This window comes from Methylobacterium adhaesivum (genome assembly GCF_022179065.1).
In the GTDB taxonomy this organism is placed as follows: domain Bacteria; phylum Pseudomonadota; class Alphaproteobacteria; order Rhizobiales; family Beijerinckiaceae; genus Methylobacterium; species Methylobacterium adhaesivum.
The window spans coordinates 78,943-102,307 of sequence record NZ_BPQD01000002.1; the positions used below are offsets into that span (position 1 = coordinate 78,943).

Genomic DNA, 23,365 nt, shown 5'->3' on the forward strand with positions numbered 1-23,365 from the left:
GGAGCAACGAGCCGTGAAACCACCCAACAGCGACGCCAACCGACCGGGCAATACGCCCGGCTCGCGCGCGCCCGAGGCCGCGAAGGCGTCCGTGCCGTCGCCGGCCAACCCGTCGACCGTGCCGGGCGCAAAATCCGATCCTGTCACGGGTAAGCCGGACATGTCCGGACCGAAGCCCGATGCGTCGAAGGCGAATCCCTCCGGTGAGGGTGCCAAGCCGGCGTCCCCGGTGACGGCCCAGCCGGGCGCCGCGAAGGCTCCGGAGCCCCTTAAGGCATCTGACGCGACAAAGCCTGCTGAAGCCTCCAAGTCGTTCGAGGCACCGAAGACCCCGGGCGCCATCAAGCCGGGCGAAGGCCCGAAGGTGGTCGAGATCGGGAAGCCGGCGGAGGCGAAGTCCGCTCAACCCGAGGCCTCGAAGGAGACGGGCAAGGTCGAGCAGGGCAAGGTCGAGCCGGGCAAGGCCGAAGCAATCAAGGGCGGCCCGAACGCCGGGGAGGCCACGAAGGCCGAGCCCGTCAAGGAGGCGCCGAAGACGGCGACGTTCCCCGGCGGGTCCGCCACCCCGGTGCGTCCGGCCGGCGCGGCCACGGATGGTCCGATCATCGACCTGAAGGCCAAGCGCCTTCCGGATCCGCCGCCGGCCCAGAAGACCGCCGCGACGGGCACGGGCGCGATGGGCGCCGGCTCGGGGCCGGGTATCGGCGCGACGCCGGGCGCCGCAAAGCCGGGCGACAAGGCCTCCGATCCGAAGACGACGTCCGGCGCCTCGACACCCGAGGCGGCCAAGACCTCGGGGACGACCGGCGGCACGACGCCGAAGATTTCCTCGGCACCCGCCGCCGCGGCACCCGCCCCGCGCGGTCCGGGCTTCGGCTCCGTGGCCACGGCCGGCCTCCTCGGCGGCGTGATCGGCGCCGGCCTGCTGTTCGGCATCGAGCGGGCCGGCGTACTGCCGCCCGCCGACGATGGGCGTCTGGCCGCCCTCGATCAGCGCATCGCGGCCCTGGCCCCCAAGGATGAGGTCGCGCGCCTGTCCCAGCGCATCGCCTCCAACGAGACCGCCCTGAAGGCGGTGCCGGAGGCCGTATCCACGGCCCGCGAAGCCCTTCAGAAGGCCAGCGCGGTCCCGGCGCCCGCCGCCGACGGCGCCGCACCGTCGGCCGCCACCCTGCCGGCGGAGATCACCGCGCGCCTCGACAGCCTCGACCAGCGCATCTCCGCCCTTCAGGAGGAGCCCGGCCAGCAGGGCGGCGAACCGCGCATGACGGTGGCGCCCTCGAACGGCGAGGCCCAGCAGGTGACGGCCCTGGCCGACCGGGTGAAGACCCTGGAAGGCCAGATCGCCGCCGTGCAGAAACCCGCCGAGCAGCCCGACCTCGCGCCGAAGCTCGCCGCCCTTCAGACCGCCGTCGAGGCTCGCGTGAAGGCCAATACGGAGGCGACCCAGAGCCTCGACCAGAAGCTGACCGAAGTGCAGCAGAGCCTCGACGCCAAGGTGCAGGCCGCGACGCAGGCGAGCCAGCAGGCGGCCGAGACCGCGAAGGCGCAGGCCTCGGAAGCGGCCAAGGGCATCGAGCGGCAGGTCGAGACCCAGATCCAGGCGCAGGGAGAGAAGATCGCCGGCATCGACAAGGCCCTGTCGGCCCGCGCCGAAACCGCAACCGTCCAGGCGGCCCTGCGGGTTGTGGCCGCCGACCGGATCGTCACCGCCCTCAACGCCGGCACCCCCTACGCCGATGCCCTGGCGGCCCTGCGCAACTACGAGCCCGGCGATCCGGCCAAGCTCACCGCCGTGGCGGTCTTCGCCGATCGCGGCGCGCCGACGGCCCGGACCCTGGCGGCGGAGTTCCGTACTGTGGCGGACAAGATCGCCGCGAGCCGCCGGGCCGCCCAGGTCCGCTCCGTGGCAGAGACCGGCGATCTCGGTCAGAAGCTCATGAGCATGGCCGAGTCCATCGTTCAGGTCCGCAAGGTCGATACTCCCGCCCCCGCGGCGCAGGGTATCGCCGCCGCCGACCCGCTGCCGAAGGTGCAGGACGCCCTCGATCGTGGGGCCGTCGGCGAGGCGGCCCAGGCCTTCGCCGCTCTCCCGGAGAACGTCCGCGCCGAAGCCGGCGATTTCGGCACCCGGCTGAAATCCCGGGCAGCAGCGGGCGAGGCGGCCCAGGGCCTTCTGGCGGAAGCCTTCAAGGGGCTGCCCGGCGTAGGCGCCCAACGGTGAGCAAATCTCTCCTGGGCGCGGACCGCGCGCCCGACGCTCACCGACCCTCACATCGACGGGCGCGCCGGCCGCTCCCGTTCCCGGATTACGGCGCCGCCGGTTCGACCGGCGCCACGCCCAGGAGTTTCTGATCCCATGTGGCGCGCTCTCGCCTTCCTGGCCCTCCTCGCCGTCGCCGCCTACGGCGCGACGTGGATCGCCGACCATCCCGGAACCGTCACCATTGTGTGGAGCGGTTACGAGGTGGTCATCAGCCTCGCCATCGCCCTCATCGGCGTCCTGATCGCGGCCATCGTCGTCGGCTTCATCTGGGCCGTCGTGCGCGGCCTCATCACCCTGCCCGAGACCCTGGTGCGGGGCTCGCGCGACCGGCGCCGGGCCAAGGGCTACTCCGCCCTGTCGCGGGGCATGGTCGCCGTGGGCTCGGGCGACCCCATGGCCGCACGGCGCCATGCCAACGACGCCGAGCGCCTCCTCGGGGCCGAACCCCTCGCCCTGCTCCTGAAGGCGCAGGCGGCGCAGATTTCTGGCGACCGCGAGGCCGCGGAAACGGCATTCCAGCGGATGGTCGACGATCCCGAGACGCGGGTGCTCGGCCTGCGCGGCCTGTTCGTCGAGGCCCGCCGCCGCGAGGACGACGTGTCCGCCCGCGCCTACGCCGCGGAGGCCGCCCGTCTGGCCCCGAGCGTCACCTGGGCCAACGAGGCGGTCCTCGAAGCGCAATGTGCCGATGGCGACTGGACCGGCGCGACGGAGACCGTCGAGCGCCGCGCCTCCCTGGGTCTCATCGAGAAGAGCCTCGCCCGGCGCCAGCGCGCCGTGCTGCTCACCGCCGCCGCACAGGAGCGCGAGGCCGGCGAGCCTGAAGCCGCCACCGACCGGGTGATGCGGGCCGTCAAGCTCGCCCCCGATCTCGTGCCGGCGGCGGCGCTGGCCGGGCGGCTCCTCGCCCGCCGGGGCGACCTGCGCCGGGCCGGCAAGGTCCTCGAGGCCGCCTGGCGCGCCGGACCGCATCCGGACCTCGCCAAGACATACCTGACCCTGCGCACGGGCGATTCCGTCCGCGACCGCCTCGCCCGGGCCGAGACCCTGGCGCGGATCTCGTCATGGCACCCCGAGGCCCGCCTCGCCATGGCGCAGGCGGCCTACGAGGCACGCGAATTCACCAAGGCCCGCGAGGCTCTGGCACCGCTTCTGGCCGACCGGCCGAGCGTGCGCACCTGCCTCGCCATGGCGCGCCTGGAGGAGACCGAGCACGGGTCCGGCTCGGCCCGCGCCCGCGAGTGGCTCTCCCGTGCGGCCCACGCTCCGCGCGACGCCATGTGGATCGCCGATGGCGTGGCCTCCGAAACCTGGGCGCCGATCTCCCCGGTCACCGGCCGCCTCGACGCCTTCGTGTGGAAGACGCCGACGGAGGTGCTGGCGGGTCCGTCGGAGCCCCGCCCCGAGGACACCGCCGCGCCCGAAGCCGCGCCGTTGCCCCTCGATGCGAAGACGCCCGTCGTACAGCCGGCGATCCCCGGCCTGAACGGCGCCGCATCGCACGTTTCCGGGGCCGCTCCCACGACACCGGGCGCCGTTCCGACCAACCCGATGCCGGCCGGCACGGCGTCGCCCGTGGTCATACCGATGCCCAAGGCTGTGGAAAAAACCGGCGCAGCCGGAGATGGAAAGGCGCGGCAAGCCCTCTAAGACTCCGGGCAAAAGCACCCGAGGCCCATCGTCTCCCGCCCAGGGGACCGGTGGGCCTCTTTCGTTTACGGCATGATCCGCATGGCGAACGGCGAGACGCATCGTTCCCGCGGCGTCGCCCCTGTGATTTGCGGGGATGGAGCAAGACGAAACGATCCGGCTCCGGGGGCCTTAAAGGCTGATTCACGCAAATTCGCTAAGTCTTACACCAGCGAGTTCTGCGTAATCGAAGTGCCATGCACCCATCTGTCGACGATGCGCCGGACCTCTCCGGCCTGATCGAACTGTCGCGCCTCGACACGCTCGATCTGAAACCCGTGATCCTGCGGGTGCAGACGGACCTGTTTCTGTCCGCGCCGTTCCGCGACCGCAAGACACTGGAGGCGTTCGAGGCCCTGGCCGGCGGGCTAATCCCCATCGTCGACGACGAGACCGCCGAGATCGTCGCCCGCAAGCTCGCCGCTTTCCCAGAGACGCCGCCCGGCGTCCTGGCGATTCTCGCCGCGCGCGGCGGCAAGATCCGGGACGCCGTGGTGGCTCAGGCCCCGCGTCTCACCCCCTCCATCATCGAGGCCGCCCTGGCGGATGGCACCGACCTCGGTGCCGCCATCGCCGGACGGGCAGACCTCGATCGGAGCACCGCCAACGCCCTGTCGGCCCGCGACGTGGCCGATGTCGACATGGCGCTCGCGCACAACACCCACATCACCTTCGGGGCCGAGACCCTGGCCCGCCTCGTCGGGCGCGGTCGCCGGTCAGCTGCGCTGGGCCAGGCGCTCCTCGCCCGCGCCGATCTGGCGCCGGCGGACCTCTCGCCCCTGTTCCTCTACGCCGACGAGGCGCATCGGGACGCCATCGGCGAAGCTGTCGCCGCACAGGCGGCCCTGCGCCCATGCCCGCCGCCACCGCGCGAAGCCGGCGCCGTTCTCACCGGGTTCTCGGGGCGCGGCGACATCGCCGGCTTCATCGGCGCCCTGGCGGAGATGCTCGGTCTGCGCCGGGATTTCCTCGCGACGACGCCGGACCCGCACCTGCGCTACGATCTCCTCACCCTGGCCCTACGCGCCGTCGGCCTGCACGAGGAAGAGGCGGTCTACGTCTTCCTCACCCTGAACGAGACCGTGTCGCGCTCCGTCGACCGGGTGTTCGAACTCGTGAGGCTGTTCCGCAAGGTTCAGCGCCCGGCCGCCCGCAGCCTGCTCGCCGCCATCGTCGACACGGCCCTCCCCGAGCGCGCGGGCGATGCGCGCACGCACCAGCCCTACAATGCCCCCGACGCCGCGCGCCCGCGCGTCTCCCCGGCGGCAGTCGAGCGGACGCCCCTGCGCCCCGCCCTGCCCGGCCGCGTGCGCCAGACGTCCTGACGGACGCTTCGATCGATCGGGGCCGCGCCGCTTTGGATACATCGTCTCCGGACACCCGGAGGCTGTCGGATGGGACGATGCTCTATTCGGCGAGATTGAGGAGGTGGCGGCCGGCGCGGTCGTCGATCTCGACGATCCAGAGGTCGCCGTCGAAGCGCAGTTCCTTGCCGATGCGGGTTTCGACATCGGCGGGTTCGGCCTCCTGCAGTAAGGCGACGAAGCGCCGGTCGTCATCGCCTTCGGTGTCGACGAGGGATTGGGGTGCCGGCCCATAGAGGTCGGCCCGGCCGTCGAGACGGTCGACCTTCACGAAGATCGCCCCCGCCTCCGCCGCGCCGCGCCGCCGCTGCACGGCGGCGATGCCTTCGACGCCGAGGCGGCGCAGATGGGCCGAGACCCAGAAATCCGAACGCAAGCGTGCCATCGCGCGCCTATAGCCGACTTTTTCGCGAAGCGAGATGGCAGCGCTGCCGTCTTCGCGGGCCCGCCCGTACGACCCGGCGCGAACGGTGACGGTCAGCCCGGAGAGGCGGCCGCGCGCGCGGCGAGTTCGCGTAAGGTGCGGCCCGTGGGCTCGCCCTTGACCGGGAGCTTGCGGTCACGTTCGAACCGCTCGATGGCCGCGCGCGTGCCCGTTCCCAGAACCCCGTCCGCCTTGAGGGGACCGTAACCGAGCTTGACCAGGGCGCGTTGGGCCTTGGCCACCGCCGGATCCACCTTCGGCGTCACCGAGGACGTGGTCTCGCCCTCGCGGATAATGTCGCCGATGGTCTCCCGCGAGACCGGGCGAGGCGCCGGCTGGATCAGGGCGATGCGGGGCGCCTCGGCCTTGGGTGCGTCCGGTTTGGGCGCTTCGGCCTTGTCGGTCTCGGTCCGGACTGTCTCGACCTTGGCAGCCTCGGCCTTCGGCGTCGCGGCTTTCACGGCCTGCCCCGCCTCCGCCTTCGCCGTCTCGATCCGACGCACGGGAGGCCGGTCGGCGGTGACGCGCGGCGCGACCTTCGGGAAGATCGGCGCGGGATGGCGACCGATCTGGTAGCCGAGGGCATTCAATGAGATGTAGGACGCGGCTCCCACCACCACGAGAAAACCGACGACGTCGCCGGGCCGGCTCAGGCAGAGGCGCCCGGCCCAGCGGCCGACGGCCCCGAAATCGGCAAGCCAGCCGCTCGGCCGCGCGTCCGTGGCGGCGCGCTGGCGCCGGGTGGCGGCATCCGCCCGGGGGCCTCGCGGCTGGGGCGGAACGATGATCTCGCGCTGATCGCGCATGGCGGCTCCCTCAGGACGGTTGCGCACAGGTCGCCACCGGCCGCGCCGCGAACCGGCGACGCACGGATGATTCGAGCGAGCCGAGGTTTCGGCTCGCCAAGACGAAACCGCTCGAAACGCGGTCGCCCCATCCATGAGGATGGGGCCGACCGGAACGATCGGTGGTCGGCCGTTCGGGCAAGCGGGCCGGGCTCATCCGGCGCGTCGCAGGGGTGAAACCACGCCGGGCACGTAGCTCTCGCGGACGGGATCGGAGGCCGCGTCGAACAGCCCGATGGGCCGGCGGCTCGGCGCAGGCGGGTGGAACGCGTCGGCGAGGCCGCCCGGTGTCCGCGACGCCGTGCGGATGGGCGCCGGGCCGGCGAGGTTCGCCTCCTCGCGGCACACGGCCGGCAGGGTGACGATGACGCTCGTGCCGTGACCCGGCACACTCTCGATGGCGATGGCGCCGCCATGGAGGCCGACGAGGCCCTGGACGACGGAGAGCCCGAGACCCGTCCCCTCGTGCGAGCGCCGCGTGTCGCTCTGCGCCTGGAAGAAGGGATCGCCAACCCGCGGCAGATCGGCGGCGGCGATACCGATGCCGGTATCCGTCACGATGAGGTCGATGTGGCTGTCGGAGCGGCGGACGGCGACTTCCACCCGGCCGCCGGCTGGAGTGAACTTCACGGCGTTCGACAGGAGGTTTGTCATCATCTGGCGGCAGGCGCGCAGGTCGGCGGTGATGAGGATCGGCGCCGTGTCCGCTGAGCGGACGAGGACGAGATTCGCCTTCTCGGCCCGGAGCTGCATCAGGTCGCAGCAGGTCCGGACCAGGGCATTGAGGTCGAAGGTCTCCGGCGCGTAGTCGAAATGTCCGCTCTGAATGCGGGACATGTCGAGGAGAGTGTTGACCACGTCGAGGAGGTGCTTGCCCGAATCACCGATGATGCCGGCATATTCCCGGCTGCGCTCCGGGGCGATGGTCATGGCGCCCTCGCCCGCCAGCACCTCGGAGAAACCGATGATGGCGTTCAGCGGCGTGCGCAGCTCGTGGCTCACGGTGGCGAGGAAGCGGCTCTTCACCTCGTCGGCGCGCTCGGCTTCGGCGCGGGCCCGCTCCAGCTCCTCCGCGTGGCGGCGATGCTCGGTGACGTCGCGGGTCACGGCCACGACGCTCGATCCCGATTCGGACAGGCCCGTACGGGTGCCATCGATGCGGTGGGCCCGCATCTCGGCGAAGATCATGCGCGGCGCGCCGTCCGCTCGCACGGCAGCGGCGTCCAACTGAAGGCGGAACTGGACCGTGGCGGGGGCACCATGGGCGGCGACGTCGCTGAGGGTCTGGAGCAGGGCCGGCCGGTCGCCGATATGAACGCGGTCGAGGAGTCCGTACCCGCGCAGGCGGCTCGCCTCGGCCCCGACGAAACGGGCCGACGAGGCGCTGGCTTCGATGACACGACCGTTGTGGTCGTGCCATGTCACGAGGTCGTCGATGGCCGACAGCAGGGTACGATCGCGCAACTCGTTGTCGCGCAGCTTGGCGAGCCACCGGCCCTCGTGACGAAAGTGCTCGATGGCCTGGGCGGCGATGTGGCCGATGGCCGTGATGGCGAAGACCGGCATGGCGAGGGTCCGCGACCACTCCATCACCACGCCGCTCACCCCGAGAGGCGGCAGGAACGCGATGGACAGCGCCCCGACGGCGGTGATGATCGCGGCGGCCAGGGTGGCGCGGCGTGAGCCCGAAACAACCGCCTCAAGGGGGATCGCCACGAGCCAGATCGCGGCGGCGGAATTCACGCCGCCGGTCATCATGGCAAGGCACACGACAAGGCCGGTAAGTCCGGCCGACGAGATGGCGTGGGCCACCCACAGGATACCGGTGCGCGACAGCAGCACGGCGGCGAACAGCGGAAGAAGAAGGCTCACGATGGCGAAGGCCTCGACCCCGCTCGGCACGCCGCGCAGGAGCAGGTAGGGCGGCAGGCTCAGCATCATCACGAGGCCGGTGGCGAGCCGCGAGACGAGGAAGCGCTCGTGGCGAAACCGCACGGCGGCATCGTCCACGACCGACTCGTGGACGAGACCCGCCAGGCGGGTATCGATGAGGGAGGCCAGGGCACCGTAGATACGCAATACCGACACGCACAGCGCGGAGGGGACCGACATGGCCCGTCCGACGCCCCTTGGCTCGACTTGAACTCGACTGAGCGAACCGTCGCAGACCAGACTTAAGCGAGTGTTGCGGGTGGGGTCGTGCCTGTCTCCGTATGCTTTCCGGAAGGTAACCGGACGGGCCGAAACGGAAGCTTCCTTTGGAAGCTCGGCCCCACGATTGGAACAGGTCACGGAACCGAGCCGCGAATCCCATGGTGGGCGAGAGAAGGATGCCAATAAAGCGCCGTTCACCATCGCGATGGATCACCGTGTCCGTATCATCTCTGCTTTACCCTTCGCATGCGTTGCTCGGCGTCACAGAACGCGAACCCTTCGGTACGGACCTGGACCGAGCCATGCTGTTTCCCCTCCGCGCCGCCGTGGTCATCGGCGGCCTGTCCTACCTCGCCCTTCTCAAGGACCGGCCGGACGACGCACCCGCCCTGCCGGCGTCGCCGATGCAGGTTCTGCCCGCCCAGACCCTGACGGCCGCCTGGGACGCCATGTCGCCGGAGGTCCGCGATCGGATCGCGCGGGAGGGGATGGACGTGTTCGCCCGCCACCTCGCCCCACAACCGGCCGCTTCCGCCGACACCCTGGACGAGGCGGACCGGCGTCCGGCCTGGCGCGGCGTCGGAGCCCGCTAGAGCATCGTCCCGAAAGGCGGCTTCCGGCTTTCGGTAAATGGACGATGCGCGAACGAGGCTTTCGCCGCGTCGCACGGCCGGTGGCCTTGCGCCGTCGAAATGGTTACGGTCGGCCCGTCGCGGTCTCTGCTGCCGGGGTGATGGTCCGATGTTCGGCTTCGGCATGGAATACGAGGGGCCCGCCTTCTGGCTGCCCCTGATCTGGTCCGGCCTCCTCGCCCTCGCGGTCGCGATGTACGTGATCATCGACGGGTTCGACCTCGGCGTCGGCATTCTGTTCACGGCCGCCAGCAAGGGAAACTGGCGCGACCGGATGATGCTCTCCGTGGCGCCGATCTGGGACGGCAACGAAACCTGGCTCATCCTCGGCGGCGGCGGCCTGTTCGCCGTATTCAGCGTCGCCTACGCGATCCTGCTGCCGGCCCTCTACCTGCCGCTGATCCTCATGCTCATCGCCCTAATTTTCCGGGGCGTCGCCTTCGAGTTCCGGTTCAAGGCGGAACGCTCGCAGCCCCTGTGGGACTACGCCTTCCACTACGGCTCCCTCGCGGCGACCTTCGCGCAAGGGTTGGTGCTCGGCGCCTTCGTGCAGGGCTTCCGGACGGAGGGACGCGGGTTTGCCGGCGGCACCCTCGACTGGCTGACCCCCTTCAGTGTGATGACGGGCATCGGCCTCGTCTGCGGCTACGGCCTCCTCGGGGCGACGTGGTGCGTGATGAAGACCTCGGGCGAACTCCAGATCTGGGCCCGGCGCAAGAGCGGGCAGTTCCTCGCCGGCACCATCCTGAGCATGGCCATCGTGAGCGCCTGGGTGCCGTTCCTCGGCCTCGAGATCCAATGGCGCTGGGTCTCCTGGCCGAACATCGTCTACGTGGCGCCCGTGCCGGTGGTGACGGCCCTGGTGGCGTGGCGCATCCATCGCGCCCTCGCCGACGGCCGGCAGGTCGCGCCGTTCCTCCTCACCATCGCCCTGTTCCTGCTCGGCTTCGTCGGCCTCGTCATCAGCCTGTTTCCCTACGTCGTGCCGCCGCGCATGACGATCTGGCAGGCGGCCAATGCCGTCAGCGCCCTGAAATTCGCCCTCGTGGGTTACGCCGTCGTGATGCCCCTCACCCTCGCCTATACGGCCTACGCCTACTGGGTGTTTCGCGGAAAAGTCGCCGAGGACATCGGGGCCGGGGGCTACGGCCATTGAGCGGCCTGGGGCCGGACGACCGCGCGCCGTATCCCCCGGAACGGAACGGATCAGCCGGACGCAACCGACGCCTGCTGTGGTTCGTGGCCTTCTACGCCGTGAGCCTCGTGGTCTTCACCGCCCTCGTCTATGCCCTGCGGATCATCGTGCGGGGCTGAGAGCGGCCCTGGGACGGAGCCCGAACGCGCTCCGGTGATCCAAGCATCGTCGAGGCCTCGAGACCGTGACGTATCGACCGTCCGGCGCGGACCGGCCGCGATCCGATCGATCGAATCGCGCACGATCGCCTTACGAGCGCAGGCCGGTCGCGCGGCGGCCCGCGAGACGAACACCGCCGAAAGCTGCGAATAACGAAACCGCGAGAGTTTTGGCTTCAATATACGAACAAGATCGATCAGATGATCGCGTTAACTTATCCGTGATGCTTTCGAGTTAGCGTGAAAATGAATTCTGAGGTCTCTCGTGCCGACCGGACGCCGCGCTCCGATTTCTACGCCTCGTTCGGCGAATTCCTGGATCGTCCTAGGGATCCTGGCGCCCCTCGGCATGCTGGTCGTTTCCGCGATCATGCTGCTCGATCTGCGGCGCGATGCCTGGAGCAAGGCCGAACTGAATTCCCGGAATCTTCTGCAACTTCTGGAACGCGACATCGCACGGAATATCGAGATCATCGATCTCACGCTCCGGGTGCTCGTCGACAACCTCAAGGAACCCCGCGTCGCCGAGTTGGGTCCCGAAATCCGGCAACTCCTCCTGTTCGACCGCGTGACCTCGGCGCGGGACATGGGGGCGATCCTCGTGGTCGACGAGCACGGAAACAGCGTGGTCGATAGCGGAGCCATGCCGCCGCGTCAGGCCGGAATCGCCGAGCGGGATTACTTCAAGACCCATCGGGACCGGGCGGACGGCGAACTGCACATCTCCCATCCCCTGATCTCGCATCTCTCGGGGACGTCCGCGATCATGTTGACCCGGCGCGTCGACAAGCCGGATGGTTCGTTCGGCGGCGTGGCGATCGCCAGCCTGAAGCTGAGCTTCTTCAACCGGCTGTTCAGGGATATCGGCCTCGGGCATTTCGGTCGGATCAACCTCTACCTCAGGGACGGGACGCGCATCATGCGCTATCCGTTCGACGAAACGCTCATCGGCAAGAGCTTCGCGGCGGCCCCCGAGTTCCAGCGCTTCGTCCGAGAGGGCAAAGGCACCTTCATCGCTCCCACGTCCAGCGATGGATTCGAGCGGCACTATACGTTCGGGGGCATCGGCCAATTCCCGCTTCTCCTCAGCGTCGCGCTGTCCTTGAGCGAGGTCGAGGCGGAGTGGCGCGAAAAGGCCCTGGTCATCAGCGGAATCGTGCTCGCGCTGTGCGGTTTCACCATCGGGTTGTCGTTGCTGTTCGGGCGGGAGCTGCGCCGTCGTTCGGAAGCGCAGGCGGAACTGGCGCGCCTGTCCCACACGGATGCCCTCACCGGGTTGTCGAACCGGCGCCGGTTCGAGGCGGCGTTCGACGAAGCCTGGACGGATGGCGCCGACACGGGCGAAACCCTGTCGCTGCTCGTCGTGGACGCCGATCATTTCAAGCGCTTCAACGATCGTTATGGCCATGCCGTCGGTGACGCGGTGCTGGTTGGGCTCGCGGTTCGCCTCGCGGCGAGCGTGCCCGACGCGGCGGATGTCGTCTTCCGCATGGGCGGCGAGGAATTCGTTCTGCTTCTCCGGGACACGGACATGATGGGCGCCCTTCGCGTCGCCCAGCGGATCCACGCCGAGACGGCGAAACTGACCGTCGCATCGGCCGCCCTCGCGGCACACTCGGTGACGGTGAGCATCGGCGTCGCGACCACCGTACCCGCCGCCCCCGAGGCCGGTACGGCGAGCGATCTCTACCGCCGGGCCGACGCGGCGCTCTACGAAGCCAAGGCCGGGGGCCGCAACCAGACCCGGTGCGCTGTCACGGCGCCGGGTCCGCGAGCCGCCGCATAGGGGCTCGTGCCCCCTCGGAGGGATCGCGCCCGGAGCGCCGTCCCGAGGGACGGTGACCGACGCCCTAACCCCACAAGGCCGGCAGCGGCGGATGGACGGTGCTGCCCTCGAACACCAGACCGGGGTCGCGGTCGCGGGCGAGAAGCAGCGGCCCGTCGAGATCGACGTACTCGGCGTCCCGCGCGAGCAGCATGGCAGGCGCCATGGCGAGCGAGGTGCCGACCATGCAGCCGATCATCAGCGAGAAGCCCCGCGCCCGGGCCTCGCGGGCCAGCATCACCGCCTCGGTGAGGCCGCCGGCCTTGTCGAGCTTGATGTTGATGGCGTCGTAGCGCGCGGCCAGGGCGTCGAGACCGGAACGGTCGTGCAGGCTCTCGTCGGCGCAGATCGGAATCGGCCTGGCGATGCGCGCGAGGAGACTGTCCTCGCCCGCCGGCAGGGGCTGCTCGATGAGTTCGACGCGCGCCGCGACGCAAGCCGCGAGGTTGGCCTCGAGGGTCTCGGCCCGCCACGCCTCGTTGGCATCGACGATGAGGCGCGCCTCGGGGGCGCCCCGCCGCACGGCGGCGATCCGTTCGGGGTCGCCCTCGCCGCCGAGTTTCACCTTCAGGAGGGGCCGGGCAGCGGCGGCACGGGCGGCGGCCTCCATGCTCGCCGGATCACCGAGGCTGAGGGTATAGGCGGTGACGGCAGCCTGCGGCGCGTCGAGGCCGACGATCTCCCAGGCCGGGCGGCCGGTCTGCTTCGCCTCGAGGTCGAACAGGGCGCAGTCGAGGGCGTTGCGGGCCGCCCCCGCCGGCATGAGCGTGAGGAGGTCCGTGCGCGTGGCCCCGTCCGCCACGGCGTCGCCCTGCCCCAGGATCAGTTCGCACACGCTCTCCACGGTCTCGCCGTAGCGGGCATAGGGCACGCACTCGCCGCGCCCGACACGGCCTTGCGCGTCCCGCACGGTGGCCACCACTACCACGGCCTCCGTGCGGCTTCCCCGCGCGATGGTGAAGGCCCCCGCGATGGGAAAGCGTTCGATGGCGGCTTCGAGAATCAAACTCATGCGGCGGCTCCCTTCGGAAATTCGGCGACGAGGCGGTCGACGATCTCCTCCACACCGAAGCGCACGGGGTCGGTCGCCGGCAAGCCGTGCTCTCGGGCGAGCTCCGCGAGGAGTGTGCGGGCGGCGCCCTCCTCCAGGCTCTGGGTGTTCACCGCGATGCCGACGGGCCGGATGTCCGGATTGGTCAGGCGGCCGAGCTGCACCGTGAGGTCGATGACCTCCTGGATCGTCGGCAGGGGATGCTGGACGCCCCGCATGGCGGTGCGGCTCGGCTCATGGCAGACGATGAACGCATCGGCCTGCGCCCCGTGAAGCAGGCCGAGGCTCACCCCGGCGAAGGACGGGTGGAACAGGGAGCCCTGGCCTTCGAGGAGATCCCAATGGTCGGGATCGGCTGCCGGCGCGATCCACTCGACGGCCCCGGAGATGAAATCGGCCACCACGGCATCGATGGCGACGCCCCGGCCGGAGATGAACACGCCGGTCTGGCCCGTGGCACGGAAATCCGCGTCGAGGCCGCGCTCGCGCATCCCGCGCTCTAGGGCGAGGACGGTGTATTTCTTGCCCACCGAACAGTCGGTGCCGACGCTGAGCAGCCGCTTGCCGGGCCGCTTCGTGCCCTTGCCGGTGGCGAAGGTCTCGGAGGTGTGGCGCACATCGTGGAGCTGACGGCCATGGGCTTCGGCCGCCGCCGCGATCTCCGGCACGGCGCCGAGGCGCGCATGCAGGCCGCTGGCGATGTCGAGCCCGGCCTCGAGGGCCGCAACGATCTCGGCGACCCAGTGTCCGGGCAGGACGCCGCCCGCATTGGCTACGCCGATCACCATCGTGCGACAGCCCTTCGCCACCGCCTCCGCCAGGGTGAGATCGGGAATGCCGAGATCGGCGGCGCAGCCGGGCAGGCGCATCTGGCCGACGCACCATTCGGGGCGCCAATCCTTGATGCCGTAGGCAGTCTTGGCCGCCAGGGTGTCGGGCACGTCGCCGAGAAACATCAGATAGGGTGTCTCGATCTGCATGTCCGTCCCTCCCTGGGGCCGTGGCCCCCGAATCCCGCCAGTCCGTCGCTATGCGCGAGGAATCCCGTGCTGCCAATCCGCACGCGCCGAAGCAGGATCACGGCCACGGCGTCGGTTTGAAGACAGGGGCTTGCGGCGGAGGCGGATGTCGGGTGTGGTCGCCCCCGCAACGGAGATTTTGGCCCCATGAAGATGTACGGCAACTGGCGCTCCGCGGCCGCATTCCGGGTACGGATCGCCCTCAACCTCAAGGGCATCCCGTGCGAGGAAACATTCATCGACCTCGATGCGGGCGACCAGTTCAAGCCCGCGTTCCTCGCCATCAATCCGCAGGGCGCGGTGCCGGCCTTCTTCGACGGCGACGGACCGCCCCTCACCCAGTCCCTCGCCATCCTCGACTATCTCGAGGACGTGCACCCCGCCGTGCCGCTCCTGCCGTCAGATCCGCGGGCGCGGGCCAGGGCGCGGTCGCTGGCGCAGGTGGTGGCCTGCGACACCCATCCGCTCTACGTGCCGCGGGTGCGCAACTACCTCATGCAGGCCTACGACATCCCGAAGGACCGGATGATGGGCTTCGTGCGCCACTGGTTCGAGACCGGCTTGAAGACCCTGGAGACCCGCCTCACCCATGAGCCCGGCACGGGGCGCTACGCCCAGGGGGACGCGGTGAGTCACGCCGATCTCTGCCTCGTCAGCCTGTGGGTCGGGACCGGGATCTTCGGCGTCGAGACCGCGCCCTACCCGACGGTTCGACGGATCGCCGAGGATTGCCTGGGGCAGGATGCCTTCGCGCGGGCGCATCCCCTGCGCCAGCCGGGCGCTCCCGCCTGAGGGGCGGTGGACAATTGTGTTGACCCAGGCCGGGCGACCACAAAATAAAGACGTTCCAGAGTAAGGCGGAACGGCAGAGTCCGGTACGGCCTTCGCCGTGGCGCGCCCGGTCCAGACCCACCCCTTCCAACGACGAGATGCAGGACGACAAACGCATGGTACCGGGCGAATCCGTGGAGAACCTGCATCGTATCGTGGTCGTCGGCGGCGGTGCCGCTGGCCTGCAGCTGGCGACGAAGCTCGGCGAGTCGCTGGGCAAGTCCGGCAAGGCCCACGTCACCCTCGTCGACCGGGCGCGTACGCATATCTGGAAGCCGCTCCTCCACGAGGTCGCCGCCGGCAGCCTCGATGTCGGCCATCACGCCGTGGACTACCTGCACCACGCGCATCGCCACCATTTCCGCTACCGCATCGGCGAGATGACCGGCCTCGACCGGCAGGCGCGCACGATCCAGCTCGCCGCCAGCCACGACGCGGAGGGGCGCGAGGTCACGCCGGTGCGCTCCATCGGCTACGACACCCTGGTGCTGGCGGTGGGCTCCACCACCAACGATTTCGGCACGCCGGGGGTGAAGGAGAACGCCATCGCCCTCGACACCCAGGACCAGGCGGTGCGTTTCCACCAGCGCCTCGTCAACGGCATGCTGCGCGCCCACACCCAGGCGGGCCCCGTGCGGCCGGGCCAGCTCCACGTCACGGTGATCGGCGCCGGCGCCACGGGCACGGAGCTCACGGCCGAACTCCACCGCACCACCCGCGACGTCGCCTCGACGGGCCTCGACCGCATCGACCCCGACAAGGATCTCAAGATCACCCTGGTGGAGGCGGCCTCCCGCATCCTGCCGGCGGTGCCCGAGCGCATGTCCCAGGACGTGATGAAGCTGCTGCACAAGATCGGCGTCGAGGTCCGCACCAACGCCCGCGTTACGGAAGTACGCCCCGATGGAGTCCAGCTCGCCGATGGCGGCTTCATTCCGTCCGAACTCGTGGTCTGGGCCGCCGGCGTGAAGGCGCCGCCGTTCCTCCAGGGGATCGGCGGCCTCGAGACCACGCGCAACAACCAGCTCGTGGTGACACCGACGCTTCAGACCACCCGCGATCCGGACATCTTCGCCATCGGCGACAATGCCTACCTCGTCGAACCGGGTTCGCAGACGCCGATCCCGCCGCGCGCCCAGGCGGCGCACCAGCAGGCGAGCTACCTCATCAAGGCGATTCCCGCGAAGATGGCGGGCAAGCCGCTCAAACCCTTCAAGTACCGTGATTTCGGGTCCCTGGTGTCGCTGGGCGAATACTCGACCGTTGGCAGCCTGATGGGGTTCGTGCGCGGAAAGAACATGTTCATCGCCGGGCTGTTCGCCCGGATGATGTACCGGTCGCTCTACAAGATGCACGAGCAGGCCCTGCACGGCACGGTGAAGACCACCCTCGACGCCGTGGCCCGGGCGCTGACCCGCCGCACGGAATCGCGGGTGAAGCTGCACTGAGCGCAAACTTCGCTCGCCCGCCCCTCCGCGAGGGGCAGGGCGTCTCCCTCCAGGCCGGGCCGCCCCGTGGCGGTCCGGCGCTTCTCGGAACGGCCCCATGATCGACATCATCCAGGCCCTGCAGCAGCGCAATCCGACGCTCGGGTCCTACGTCCTCGTGCTGCGCGCCGATTCACGCGCCCGCGACGCAGCCGACCCCACCCGGCTGACCACCGAGGCCGAGGTCTGGCTCGCCGAGCAGGCACCCGGCGCCAAGTTCTCCCAGGAGACCGTGCTGTTGGCGCCCTATCCCGGCGCCATGCCGGCCGAGCGGCAGGTCGCCGTGATGGCGTTCGCCGATGCCCGCCATCTCGCCGCCTTCGCCACCCACTGGACGGTCGATCCCGAGCCCGAGGACGAGGCCCCGACGTCAGAAGTGACTGAAGGACCCGGCCCCGAAGAACGTTCGTAGCCCGTTCGCGGCCTCGAAGACCGGCGGTCCCTCCCCGGCGGTCACCATTCCGATGGGGCGCAACGGAAGGCCGAGGGCCTGCGCCTCCGCCAGACAGGCCGCGAGGGCGTCCGGCGGCACGGCGCAGAGGATCTCGTAATCGTCGCCGCCGGTCAGCACCGTCGCCATGAGGTCGGGCCGCAATGTCACGGCCCGGGCCGCCGCCGGAGACAGGGGTACATCGGCGACGCGGATCAGGGCGGAGCGCCCCTCCCCCTTCAGCATCTTGGCGAGATCGCCCGCGAGGCCGTCCGAGATGTCCATGGCGGCGCGGGCATGGCGCCGGAGGACCGGCGCGAGGCCGAGCCTCGGGCGCGGGTGCCAATAGCGGTCGACAAGGACGTCGCGGGCCTCGCCGCCGAGGGAGGCGGCCCAATCCGGCGGGGGCGACTGGCGCAGGAGTAGCCCAAGGGCGGCATCGCCGATGCTGCCGCCGACACAAATCGCGTCGCCGACTTGGGCCGTCATCCGCCTCACCATGGCGCCGGTGGGCACCTCGCCCAGCGCCGTGACCCCGATGGTCAGGGGGCCGGCCGCGCGCACGGTGTCCCCGCCGAGAAGCGCGCCGCCGAACGCGGCGAGACTGTCTCGCAGACCGCCCGCGAATGCCTCAAGCCAGGGTTCCGTCCAGTCGTCGGGCAGCGCCAGGGTGAGGAGGATGCCGCGCGGGGCCGCCCCCTTGGCGGCCAGATCCGAATAGTTCACCCCGATGGCCTTGCGGGCGATGGAAGCCGGCGGATCGTCGGGAAAGAAGTGAACCCCCGCCACGATGGCGTCGGCCGTGAGGACGAGATCGCAACCGGGACTCGGCGTCAGGGTGGCGGCGTCGTCGCGCATCCCATCGGCGCCGAGGCCGGCCAGCGGCGCGAAGAAGCGCGCGATGAGGCCGTCCTCGGTGGGACGGTCCCCGCTCACGCCCGGCCGGCGCCGGGCAGGCCGGACCCTGGAAGACCGGCGAATTCCTGGCTCCGAACCTCGCGCGCCACCTTGTCGAGGACCGCATTGACCATGCCGGGTTCGTCGCCGCCGTAGAAGCTGTGGGCGACATCGACGTATTCAGAGATGGCGGCCCGGGCCGGCACGTCGCGGCGATGCATGAGTTCGTAGGCTCCCGCGCGCAGGATGGCGCGCAGAACCGCCTCGATGCGCTTGAGGGGCCAGCCCTGCGCCAGGGCGCCGTCCAGCATCGGGTCGATGGCGCGCTGCTCGTCGACGACGCCGCGCAGGAGATCGCGGAAGAATGCGATCTCGGCCGGGGGATGTTCGACGCCGTCGACGGTCTGGCCGATCCAGAAGGTCTCGAATTCGGCCACCGCCTCGATGACGCCCTTGCCGGCGATCTCCATCTCGTAGAGCGCCTGCACCACGGAGAGGCGGGCGCCGCTGCGCTCGATGATCTTGGCCATGGCGCTCAATCCTCTCCGACGGGCGCGGCGGAAGCGTCGCGCTTGAGGGCAAGCACCGCCAGGGCCGCCTCGGCCGCTCCGCCGCCCTTGTTCATCTCCGACACGCGGGCGCGGGCGAACGCCTGAGCCTCGGTCTCGACCGTGAGGATGCCGTTGCCAAGCGGCAGCAGCCGGGCAACGGACAGGTCCATCAACGCACGGGCACTCTCGCCGGCCACGATGTCGTAATGCCCGGTCTCGCCGCGAATCACGCAGCCGAGGGCGACGGCGGCGTCGTAGGGCTGGCCGGCGCGGGTGGCGGCCTCGGTCAGGATCGCGATGGCGGCGGGAATTTCCAGGGCGCCCGGCACGGTCACCACCGTCGTCTCGGCTTCGGCCGCGTCGAGAACGCCCCGCGCGCCGTCGAGCAGCGCGTCGGCGAGCTCGTCGTAGTAGCGCGCTTCGACCACGAGGACGCGGGCGCCCCTGACGATGGCGGGGGACGGGCGGGAAGCGGGTTGGGTCGAAACCATCGGGGGGCCTTGTGAGAGGGGCAGGGACGTCCGGATTCCCGCACAGTCGCCGCCCTGAACCGGCCGCGCCGTCGCGACGCACGCGCCGAACCCGGACCGATCGGAAGGCGCGAGCGATAGACCGAAGGCGCCCGGCGGACAAGCGGGCGCCCGCCGGGCGGGGTCAGAGCGCGAGCGTCTCGCGGGCCTCCGTCAGGCGCGCGGCGTAGCGGGCGATGAGATCGACCTCGAGATTGAGGGCATCGCCGGCGCGGCGCTGCCCCCACGTCGTCACCGCCAGGGTATGGGGGATCAGCAGCACCGAGAAGAGGTCGTCCGCGACGGTGTTCACCGTCAGCGAGGTTCCGTCGAGGCAGACGGACCCCTTGCGGGCGATGAATCCAGCCAGCGCCTTCGGGGCGCGCAGGGTGAAGCGGTCGCTCGGCGCCCATTGCGGATCGCCCTCCCCACCCGTCACCGCGTCGCGGGCGACGATCTCGGCGCGGCCGTCGACATGGCCGGTGACGAGGTGACCGCCAAGTTCGTCGCCGATCTTTAGGGAGCGTTCGAGGTTGACCCGCGTGCCCTCGCCCCAGGTGCCGACGGTGGTGAGGGCCAGGGTTTCGGCCGCGGCATCCACGGCGAAGATGCACCCGCCCGCGACGCGCTCCACGGCCACGGCCGTGAGGCAGGGGCCTGAACAGGCGATGGAGGCTCCAAGCGCGATGGTGGCGGGATCGTAGGCGGAGCGGATGCGGATGCGGCGCAGACGGTCGTCGCCCGACACCTCGACGACCTCTCCGACATCCGTGACGAGACCGGTGAACATCTAGGCGCTCCGCTCATACGTGACCGCGCGGTCGGGACCGAAATCGCGCGACGCGACGGGTTTCAGATGGCCCCGCGATAGGCTGGCGTCGAGGTGGGGGCCGACGGCCGGCAGGCCGCTCGCCCCGAGGGCGGTGGGACCGGTGATGAGGGTGCAGACGTCGATGAGATCCGCCCGCGCCAGGGCGTCGGCGAGGCAGGGGCCACCCTCGCAGCAGATCCGGGTGAGACCGCGCTCGGCCAGGGCCTCCAGGGCGGCGGCAAGATCGATCCGGCCGGTGGCCTCGGCCGCCACGGAGATCACCTCGACGCTGAACGAGGCGAGCATGCGTTTGGGATGGGCCGGCGCGTTGCGGGTGGTGACCACAAGGGTGGGGATGTCGCGGGCGCCGCGCACAAGGTGGGTCGAGGGCTGCAGCCGCAGGCTCGAATCGAGGACGATCCGCAGGGGCGAGCGCTCCGAGAGACCGGGCAGGCGCACGGTGAGGGACGGATCGTCGGCCCGCGCCGTTCCGATGCCGACCAGGATGGCGTCGGCATGGGCCCGCCACAGGTGGACGGCGCCGTCGGCGATGGGGCCGGTGATGCGCAGGCGCTGGTCGGGTGCCCCGGCGGCGAAGCCGTCCGGCGTCCGGGCGAGCTTCAGGTGGAGGCTCGGGCGCCCCCTCGTGACCCGCGTGACGTGGCCGACATGGTCGCGGGCGGCCTGCTCGCGTAGGAGGCCGGTTTCGACGGCGATGCCGGCGTCCCGCAGGAGCGCGTGGCCGCGCCCCGCCACGCGTGGGTCGGGGTCCTCCAGGGCGGTGACGACGCGGGCGATGCCGGATGCGATGATCGCCTCGGTGCAGGGCGGGGTTCGCCCGTGATGCGAGCACGGCTCGAGGGTGACGTAGAGGGTTGCGCCGCGCGCGGCCTCGCCCGCCATGGCCAGCGCCTGCGGTTCGGCATGGGGCCGCCCGCCGGTTTCCGTCATGCCCTGGCCGACGATGCGGCCGTCCTTCACCACCACGGCTCCGACGGAGGGGTTGGGCCAGGTCCGTCCGAGGTTGCGATGGCCGAGCGCCAGGGCGAGGCGCATGAAGCGGATATCCATCGCGCTCATGGGCGCGGCCGGGGCTTGGCACGCAGGGGCGTGACGGTGTCGTCGGGCTCGTCGGGGAGCGGCTCGGCCGGCGCTTCGCTTAGGGTGCCGAGCAGAGCCTTGAAGTCGCTGGCCTCGCGAAAATTCTTGTAGACGGAGGCGAAGCGCACGTAGGCGACGTCGTCGAGCCCCTTCAGCCCCTCCATCACAAGCTCGCCGATCGCCTCGCTGGCGATCTCGGCCTCGCCCCCGCTCTCGAGCTGGCGGGTGATGCCGCTGACGAGACGTTCGATCCGCTCAGGGTCGACGGCGCGCTTGCGCAGGGCGACGCCGATGGAGCGCTGGAGCTTGTCGCGATCGAACGGAACACGCTTTCCGGAGCGTTTGACCACGGTGAGTTCACGCAGTTGCACCCGCTCGAAGGTGGTGAAGCGGCCGCCGCAATCCGGGCAGACGCGGCGCCGACGGATGGCATCGTCGGTGGGGCGCGAATCCTTCACCTGAGTGTCGGGGCCGCTGCAATAGGGACAGCGCATCGGGCGGCCACCTGTGGGGATGCGAGAAAACGAGAACGGCCGTGGACCTTTCGATCCACGGCCGTTCTCCTTTAGCGTGTTGCAGTGCACGCGTTAAGCGCGAACACTGCCTCACCCTCATGCGTAGATCGGGAACCGGTCGGTCAGGGCGTGGACCTTCTCCTTCACGGCCGCCTCGACGGCGGCATCGCCCGCCTCGCCCTTGGCCGCGAGGCCGTCGAGCACCTCGACGATGAAGCCGCCGATCTGCTTGAACTCCGCGACGCCGAAGCCGCGCGAGGTGCCGGCCGGGGTGCCGAGGCGGATACCGGAGGTGATCGTCGGCTTGGCCGGATCGAAGGGCACGCCGTTCTTGTTGCAGGTGATGTCGGCGCGGCTGAGGGCGGCTTCCGCCGCCTTGCCGGTGAGGCCCTTCTTCTGAAGGTCGACGAGCATCAGGTGGTTGTCGGTGCCGCCCGAGGTGATGTCGTAGCCGCCCGACATCAGGGTGTCGGCCAGCGCCTTGGCGTTCTCGATGACCTGACGGGCATAGATCTTGAACTCGGGCTTCAGGGCTTCGCCGAAGGCCACCGCCTTACCGGCGATGACGTGCATGAGCGGGCCGCCCTGCAGGCCGGGGAAGATCGCCGAGTTGAACTTCTTGGCAAGCGCCTCGTCGTTCGTGAGGATCATGCCGCCGCGCGGGCCGCGCAGGGTCTTGTGCGTCGTCGTGGTGGCGACGTGCGCGTGCGGGAACGGCGACGGGTGGACGCCCGCGGCGACGAGGCCGGCGAAGTGGGCCATGTCGACGAAGAAGTAGGCGCCGACGGCATCGGCGATCTCACGGAACTTGGCAAAATCCCAGTGACGCGGATAGCCCGAGCCGCCCGCGATGATCACCTTGGGCTTGTGCTCGTGGGCGAGGCGCTCGACCTGCTCCATGTCGATGCGCTGGTCGTCGCGGCGCACGGTGTAGGAGACGGGCTTGAACCACTTGCCCGAGACGTTCGGGGGGGCGCCGTGGGTGAGGTGGCCGCCGGCGGCGAGATCGAGGCCGAGGAAGGTGTCGCCCGGCTGCATGAGGGCCATGAACACGCCCTGGTTCGCCTGGGAGCCGGAATTCGGCTGCACGTTGGCGAAGCCGCAATCGAACAGGCGCTTGGCGCGCTCGATGGCGAGGTTCTCGGCGATGTCGACGAACTGACAGCCGCCATAGTAGCGCCGGCCCGGATAGCCCTCGGCATACTTGTTTGTGAGAACGGAGCCCTGAGCCTCGAGCACGGCCTTGGAGACGATGTTCTCCGACGCGATCAGCTCGATCTCGTGCTGCTGGCGCCCGAGTTCCTGCCCCACGGCGGCGGCCACTTCCGGATCGACGTCGGCGAGCGACGCGCTGAAGAAGGAATTCGAGAAGTGCTTGTCGGCAGCGGTACCGGCGCTCATGGATTGCCTCGATTGTTGAACGGGCGAAGGCGTCCGTTATCCGCTGGCGTAGCGGCGGGCGGACGCTCGATGGGCATTTTATTACACGGGCGGCGGGACAAGGCCAAGGCACACGAATTTGGCGTGTCCTACAAAAAAAGTTTCCGCGGCCCGGCGAGGCGGCGGCCGAAAAATTTTGAACCAAGCCGTGATGCCACCTCGGCCAAGCCG

22 protein-coding genes are annotated in these 23,365 nt (G+C 70.3%); 10 read left to right on the forward strand and 12 right to left on the reverse strand.

The features are described 5' to 3' along the window. The first annotated feature begins 13 nt into the window (after positions 1 to 13). The 3 genes from MFF01_RS02895 to MFF01_RS02905 all read left to right on the forward strand — a co-directional run bounded on the left by MFF01_RS02895 (position 14) and on the right by MFF01_RS02905 (position 5,280). A complete protein-coding gene (locus MFF01_RS02895; RefSeq protein WP_238221826.1) occupies positions 14 to 2,224 on the forward strand; it encodes a COG4223 family protein in 2,211 nt (736 codons plus the stop codon). Positions 2,225 to 2,359: 135 nt separating this feature from the next. After that, positions 2,360 to 3,916: a heme biosynthesis protein HemY gene (locus tag MFF01_RS02900; RefSeq protein ID WP_238221828.1), complete on the forward strand. Its 1,557-nt coding sequence runs from the start codon at positions 2,360 to 2,362 to the stop codon at positions 3,914 to 3,916. A 236-nt stretch (positions 3,917 to 4,152) separates the two neighbouring features. Continuing rightward, on the forward strand, positions 4,153 to 5,280 hold the full coding sequence (locus tag MFF01_RS02905; RefSeq protein WP_238221830.1) for a DUF2336 domain-containing protein: 1,128 nt from the start codon (positions 4,153 to 4,155) through the stop codon (positions 5,278 to 5,280). 82 nt (positions 5,281 to 5,362) lie between these two features. Here the strand turns inward: MFF01_RS02905 and MFF01_RS02910 are convergent, their stop codons facing one another. The 3 genes from MFF01_RS02910 to MFF01_RS02920 form a co-directional block, all read right to left on the reverse strand. Beyond that, positions 5,363 to 5,704 (reverse strand): DUF1491 family protein, encoded by a 342-nt coding sequence (locus tag MFF01_RS02910; protein WP_238221838.1) that lies wholly within the window; start codon positions 5,702 to 5,704, stop codon positions 5,363 to 5,365. A 92-nt stretch (positions 5,705 to 5,796) separates the two neighbouring features. After that, entirely contained in the window at positions 5,797 to 6,549 is a 753-nt protein-coding gene (locus tag MFF01_RS02915) for a peptidoglycan-binding domain-containing protein (protein ID WP_238221840.1), read from the reverse strand. Between the two features lie 192 nt (positions 6,550 to 6,741). Next, positions 6,742 to 8,700 carry a sensor histidine kinase gene (locus tag MFF01_RS02920; protein ID WP_238221842.1) on the reverse strand — a complete coding sequence of 653 codons (1,959 nt, stop codon included), beginning with the start codon at positions 8,698 to 8,700 and terminating at the stop codon, positions 6,742 to 6,744. A 344-nt stretch (positions 8,701 to 9,044) separates the two neighbouring features. Here MFF01_RS02920 and MFF01_RS02925 point away from each other — a divergent pair, with 344 nt between their 5' ends. From MFF01_RS02925 to MFF01_RS02940, 4 genes are all read left to right on the forward strand, one after another. Continuing rightward, complete coding sequence (locus MFF01_RS02925) at positions 9,045 to 9,335, forward strand: hypothetical protein (protein ID WP_238221843.1); 291 nt, start codon at positions 9,045 to 9,047, stop codon at positions 9,333 to 9,335. A gap of 148 nt (positions 9,336 to 9,483) precedes the next feature. Beyond that, on the forward strand, positions 9,484 to 10,530 hold the full coding sequence (cydB, locus tag MFF01_RS02930) for a cytochrome d ubiquinol oxidase subunit II (RefSeq protein WP_238221844.1): 1,047 nt from the start codon (positions 9,484 to 9,486) through the stop codon (positions 10,528 to 10,530). Further along, positions 10,527 to 10,688 (forward strand): hypothetical protein, encoded by a 162-nt coding sequence (locus tag MFF01_RS02935; RefSeq protein WP_238221845.1) that lies wholly within the window; start codon positions 10,527 to 10,529, stop codon positions 10,686 to 10,688. The genes cydB and MFF01_RS02935 overlap by 4 nt, the downstream gene beginning before the upstream one ends. Before the next feature lie 388 nt (positions 10,689 to 11,076). Further along, complete coding sequence (locus MFF01_RS02940; protein ID WP_306421578.1) at positions 11,077 to 12,513, forward strand: sensor domain-containing diguanylate cyclase; 1,437 nt, start codon at positions 11,077 to 11,079, stop codon at positions 12,511 to 12,513. A 64-nt stretch (positions 12,514 to 12,577) separates the two neighbouring features. On the opposite strand, the gene dgcA is transcribed toward MFF01_RS02940, so the two are convergent. Both dgcA and dgcN read right to left on the reverse strand, forming a co-directional pair. Next, positions 12,578 to 13,564, reverse strand: coding sequence for an N-acetyl-D-Glu racemase DgcA (gene dgcA / locus MFF01_RS02945; protein ID WP_238221850.1), 987 nt, complete (start codon positions 13,562 to 13,564; stop codon positions 12,578 to 12,580). Continuing rightward, entirely contained in the window at positions 13,561 to 14,583 is a 1,023-nt protein-coding gene (dgcN, locus tag MFF01_RS02950; RefSeq protein WP_238221851.1) for an N-acetyltransferase DgcN, read from the reverse strand. The genes dgcA and dgcN overlap by 4 nt, the downstream gene beginning before the upstream one ends. Positions 14,584 to 14,769: 186 nt before the next feature. Between dgcN and maiA the strand changes: the two genes are divergently transcribed. From maiA to MFF01_RS02965, 3 genes are all read left to right on the forward strand, one after another. Continuing rightward, a complete protein-coding gene (gene maiA, locus MFF01_RS02955) occupies positions 14,770 to 15,414 on the forward strand; it encodes a maleylacetoacetate isomerase (protein ID WP_238221852.1) in 645 nt (214 codons plus the stop codon). Between the two features lie 155 nt (positions 15,415 to 15,569). Continuing rightward, complete coding sequence (locus MFF01_RS02960) at positions 15,570 to 16,901, forward strand: NAD(P)/FAD-dependent oxidoreductase (RefSeq protein WP_238222124.1); 1,332 nt, start codon at positions 15,570 to 15,572, stop codon at positions 16,899 to 16,901. Between the two features lie 97 nt (positions 16,902 to 16,998). Next, positions 16,999 to 17,352, forward strand: a complete 354-nt coding sequence (locus tag MFF01_RS02965) for a hypothetical protein (protein WP_238221853.1) — start codon at positions 16,999 to 17,001, stop codon at positions 17,350 to 17,352. Here the strand turns inward: MFF01_RS02965 and thiL are convergent. The 7 genes from thiL to glyA all read right to left on the reverse strand — a co-directional run bounded on the left by thiL (position 17,311) and on the right by glyA (position 23,155). Next, positions 17,311 to 18,306: a thiamine-phosphate kinase gene (gene thiL / locus MFF01_RS02970; protein WP_238221854.1), complete on the reverse strand. Its 996-nt coding sequence runs from the start codon at positions 18,304 to 18,306 to the stop codon at positions 17,311 to 17,313. The two genes, MFF01_RS02965 and thiL, sit on opposite strands and share 42 nt — an antisense overlap. Next, positions 18,303 to 18,797 carry a transcription antitermination factor NusB gene (nusB, locus tag MFF01_RS02975; RefSeq protein WP_238221855.1) on the reverse strand — a complete coding sequence of 165 codons (495 nt, stop codon included), beginning with the start codon at positions 18,795 to 18,797 and terminating at the stop codon, positions 18,303 to 18,305. Before nusB ends, thiL begins: the two co-directional genes overlap by 4 nt. 5 nt (positions 18,798 to 18,802) lie before the next feature. Continuing rightward, positions 18,803 to 19,309 carry a 6,7-dimethyl-8-ribityllumazine synthase gene (ribH, locus tag MFF01_RS02980; RefSeq protein WP_238221856.1) on the reverse strand — a complete coding sequence of 169 codons (507 nt, stop codon included), beginning with the start codon at positions 19,307 to 19,309 and terminating at the stop codon, positions 18,803 to 18,805. A 163-nt stretch (positions 19,310 to 19,472) separates the two neighbouring features. Beyond that, on the reverse strand, positions 19,473 to 20,117 hold the full coding sequence (locus MFF01_RS02985; protein ID WP_238221858.1) for a riboflavin synthase: 645 nt from the start codon (positions 20,115 to 20,117) through the stop codon (positions 19,473 to 19,475). Next, entirely contained in the window at positions 20,118 to 21,218 is a 1,101-nt protein-coding gene (gene ribD, locus MFF01_RS02990; protein WP_238221860.1) for a bifunctional diaminohydroxyphosphoribosylaminopyrimidine deaminase/5-amino-6-(5-phosphoribosylamino)uracil reductase RibD, read from the reverse strand. It lies immediately after the preceding gene. Beyond that, complete coding sequence (gene nrdR / locus MFF01_RS02995) at positions 21,215 to 21,733, reverse strand: transcriptional regulator NrdR (protein ID WP_238221862.1); 519 nt, start codon at positions 21,731 to 21,733, stop codon at positions 21,215 to 21,217. Before nrdR ends, ribD begins: the two co-directional genes overlap by 4 nt. 117 nt (positions 21,734 to 21,850) lie before the next feature. Further along, positions 21,851 to 23,155: a serine hydroxymethyltransferase gene (gene glyA, locus MFF01_RS03000; protein ID WP_238221864.1), complete on the reverse strand. Its 1,305-nt coding sequence runs from the start codon at positions 23,153 to 23,155 to the stop codon at positions 21,851 to 21,853. Between the last annotated feature and the right edge of the window lie 210 nt (positions 23,156 to 23,365).